Source organism: Nitrospira sp. BLG_2, from assembly GCF_049222245.1.
The window spans coordinates 1-3,793 of the sequence record NZ_JBLYIG010000559.1 but is presented as its reverse complement, the minus strand read 5'-3'; the positions used below and the strand labels follow the sequence as shown (position 1 = coordinate 3,793).

The 3,793-nt window shown below is 54.1% G+C and carries 3 protein-coding genes and 1 tRNA gene; all 4 read left to right on the top strand.

Features of this window, described 5'->3' with window-relative positions:
* The first annotated feature begins 559 nt into the window (after positions 1-559).
* The 4 genes from rph to ACOSYY_RS14855 all read left to right on the top strand — a co-directional run bounded on the left by rph (position 560) and on the right by ACOSYY_RS14855 (position 3,586).
* The gene (gene rph / locus ACOSYY_RS14870; protein WP_421663312.1) at positions 560-1,303 is read left to right on the top strand and encodes a ribonuclease PH; all 744 of its coding nucleotides are present in this window, start codon (positions 560-562) and stop codon (positions 1,301-1,303) included.
* 7 nt (positions 1,304-1,310) lie between these two features.
* Positions 1,311-1,907 carry an XTP/dITP diphosphatase gene (locus ACOSYY_RS14865; protein WP_526023327.1) on the top strand — a complete coding sequence of 199 codons (597 nt, stop codon included), beginning with the start codon at positions 1,311-1,313 and terminating at the stop codon, positions 1,905-1,907.
* A 54-nt stretch (positions 1,908-1,961) separates the two neighbouring features.
* The gene (locus ACOSYY_RS14860; protein ID WP_421663310.1) at positions 1,962-3,497 is read left to right on the top strand and encodes an alginate O-acetyltransferase AlgX-related protein; all 1,536 of its coding nucleotides are present in this window, start codon (positions 1,962-1,964) and stop codon (positions 3,495-3,497) included.
* A gap of 12 nt (positions 3,498-3,509) precedes the next feature.
* Positions 3,510-3,586, top strand: a tRNA-Pro gene (locus tag ACOSYY_RS14855).
* Positions 3,587-3,793: the final 207 nt, after the last annotated feature.

The window sequence follows — 3,793 nt, the reverse complement described above, 5'->3', positions numbered from 1 at the left end:
TCGGAATGTATTCGGATCGACGCTGTCGGGGTTGTCTTGTGTTCTTCTTTATCGGCTCATTGGCGTGTGACCTGAATGCCGTAGGAACGGCGGAGAGGTGTGCACTTTTTGTGCCAATTGGCTTCTCTCAATGACGTCATTCTAATACCGTCAATTTTGATGACATCAAGCGATCAAGGATGAGAATCTCTGCGTCTGGAGAGATGTTGAGAGATACCTTGTCACAGGCCATTACTAAGCCTCTATTCCGATGTAGGACTACACGTCAAAAGATTGTACAGAATCCGTCAAACTCCAGTAGCTGCTTTTGTACAGGTGAGGATGGCGTTGAGTAGAAAGGTCGGTCGACGCATCGATTCACCCGCCCACGCAGTAAGCCACGGTTGTGAAGTTGTGAAGGAATGCGCAGATGCTTCGGCGAGGTGTTGCCGAAGACTCAACAGAGATCACGGCTGTCAAGCCGTGGGGGCCACCGACGACGAGCGGTTGAACAGTTGGTTTGCGCTTTCCTAAGGCCTTCACTATAATTCGAGTCCCACTATCGAGGAAGAGGCGTAAAATGAGCGGAATTTCGGGGTTAGTTCGTTTCGATGGCCGTCGTAGGGATCAGGTCCGTCCGGTGAAAGTGACACGCAACTTTATTAAACATGCCGAAGGCGCGGTGTTGATTGAAATGGGAGACACGAAGGTCATTTGCACGGCGTCCGTTGAAGACAAGGTGCCGCCCTTTCTCAAGGGCAAGGGGACCGGATGGGTTACGGCGGAATATGCGATGTTGCCGCGTGCAACCCATGAGCGATCGCCACGAGAGGCGGTCAAGGGAAAGCAAGGCGGCCGGACCCTCGAGATTCAACGTCTCGTCGGACGTGCACTGCGGTCCGTGACCGACATGTCTCAGTTGGGAGAGCGGTCGATTTGGATCGACTGTGATGTGATCCAAGCGGATGGGGGCACCAGAACCGCGTCTATCACCGGCGCCTTTATCGCATTGGCTGATGCCTGTACCGCGCTGAAAAAAAGGGATCTCTTGAAAAAGATTCCCCTGACCGACTATCTGGCAGCCATCAGCGTCGGAAAAGTCGGCGGAGAGATCATGGTGGATCTCGCCTATACCGAAGATTCGATGGCGGAAGTGGACATGAATGTGGTGATGACCGGCCGCGGTCGGTATGTCGAGGTACAGGGTACGGCGGAACGTACGCCGTTCGCAAAGCAAGATATGGACGAGTTTCTGAATTTCGGCTGGCAGGCCATCCAACGGTTGACCGCTATTCAGAAAGAGCTGATCGGTGCACTCGACTGAAAAACCGATCATAGAAATCCTTCTCGCGACTAGAAATCCGGACAAAGTCAGGGAACTTGCTGTTCTTCTCGGAGATCTTGGAGTCCGCATCCGTACTCTGGCCGACTTCCCCACCGCACCGGAAGTCGAGGAAGACGGCACGACCTGTGAAGCCAACGCACTCAAAAAGGCCAGGGAAACGGCTTCTGCGACAGGCATTCCGTCGGTCGCGGATGATACGGGGCTCGAAGTTGATGCGTTGGGTGGAAGGCCGGGCGTGTTTGCGGCTCGATATGCCGGGGAAACCGCTACCTACGACGATAACTGTAAGAAGCTGCTCAAGGAACTGGATGGTGTGCCGCCGGCCCGGCGGACTGCCCGATTCGTAACGGTCGCCGCCTTGGCTATGCCGGGGGGACACTCTCGGGTAGCCACGGGAACGCTCGTTGGCCGCATTGCGGAAGGGTTTGTTGGTACGCACGGATTCGGTTACGATCCCGTGTTCTTCGTCCCGGAGCTCGGTCGTACGTTGGCTGAGTTGACGGCTGAAGAGAAGAACCGTATCAGCCATCGAGCCCAGGCATTCGCAGCGCTGAGGCTGATGGTGCAAGATACGATCGGATAGAGGCGAAGAACGCGGTTCCGCGGTACAGAGGGTTCGCAGCAGGAGATAAAGACGGTGGCACGTTCCACCATTGAACACCGCAGTGGGAATGAGTCTCCTGCGGCCAAAACAATCCTGTGGGCGGCTATCAGCGTCGGCCTGTTGTGGGCCTATATCCTATGTGTGGGGTTTCTTGATGAAACGATTGCCGGCTTCAAGATTTCAATAACACATGTTGTGATGGCGGCTCTGGCCGGATTCGTCTTCTTCGGCATATTGTTCACCTGGGCCTCAAAACGAAACGTGTTCGCCGCCACGACGATCCGAGACACGGCTCTTGGAGTTTCGACCGTTGTAGTCGGGCTGGTAGTACTTGACGTCGGGTATAGCGTTTTTATGAACTGGTCTCGACCTGCTTTGACGGCGGTGAGTCGGCATTCAGATCCGAACACGTGGATCGGAGAACTTTACCCGGAGTTATATTTTCCGACAGACAAGAATTTTCGCCTGCATAAACCCGGGCGCAGTATCAGCGGTTCCCATTATGGTGATATGTATAGGCCGAGCCTCCTGGCTTCCCCGTTATTGTCTTCTTCGGTGTTTTCCAAGAAGCACGTGACCATATCGATTAACGACGATGGATTTCGCGAAACGACCAAGCTTGCAGGACACAAGATCTTAGCGGTCGGGGATTCGTTTACTTTCGGCTGGGGGATCGATCATGATCGTACATGGGTGAAGTTACTGGAACGCTCGATAGGCGAGCCGATCTATAACATGGGAATGCAGGATTCGTCCCCAAAGCAGGAATTCTTGCTGCTCGAGCATGTTATCGACTCTCAAAAACTTGACTTTCGGGGAGGGCTGTTGCTGTGGATGATTTTCGAGGGCAATGACCTGGAAGGTTCTTACGATGAGCTGCATCCGGTTCAGAAGCCTGCATCGTTGTTCGGAAGACTCTTCAAAGACACGATCATCGAAACTCTCTGGTCGATTCCCGCTAAAGTCAGGCAAGAATCGGTTGTCGCAAGATTCAGGGATGGACGGGCTGAGTTTTCAGGCCTCGAGAGCGAGGATCGGACTAAAAAGCATTATGTTATCGATGGAATCCCGTCACCATTCCCGCTCTATGTCTCGCATCGCTTCGGACCGAAACTGTTCATACCGGAACAACTCCGGGGTGCCCAGCGGTCCAAACAAGATGTTGAGTCGCATCCAAATCGGCTTCCACTTCAGAAAACCTTTGAACAGATGAAATCTCTCGCGCAGAGAGCCGGTTTTCAAGTGGTGGTCATCATTGCGCCAAGCGATGTGCGATTATATGGAGCAGAGTTTGAAGATTTCCCAAGCTTGTCAGATACATCCCATTTCAATATACTGATTGCACAACTGGCCGGCCGGCATGGTTTTGAGATCGTCGATTTGCAAGAGTTGCTGCGACCGTACGCCATGAAGGAACTTCTTCATTTCCGCGATGATGATCATTGGAACGAACAAGGTCATGTGGCGGTTGCCAACATTCTCGGCGGGTTTCTTCGATCGAGGAACGCGGCGTTGGCCGTGAAAAGCCACACCTTCTTTCCCGGCTTTCCGGAAGCAGCAACGGAGTGACCGGCAAACCGTCGGGGCGTAGCGCAGCCCGGTAGCGCGCCTGCTTTGGGAGCAGGATGTCGGAGGTTCAAATCCTCTCGCCCCGACCAAACCGCACTTCGTGTGTACCGGCGGCTCGTCCGGCGAAGCCGCTCTTCTTTGCGCCGCCGGACAAACACCTCCAGTAATCTTTGTCTTTCTACCAAACCGAGCTTGCTCGTACCGCGCGCTCTTCATCGGTGTATCGTAACTGTGCGCGCGGATAGAAACCACAAGTGGCTCTTCTCGCCGGGCCGAAGGCTAAATCCCCTCTCCTC

Bases quoted from the DNA above. Each gene is read 5' to 3' on its own strand.
- rph (WP_421663312.1), top strand. From the start codon at position 560: ATGAGCGGAATTTCGGGGTTAGTTCGTTTCGATGGCCGTCGTAGGGAT.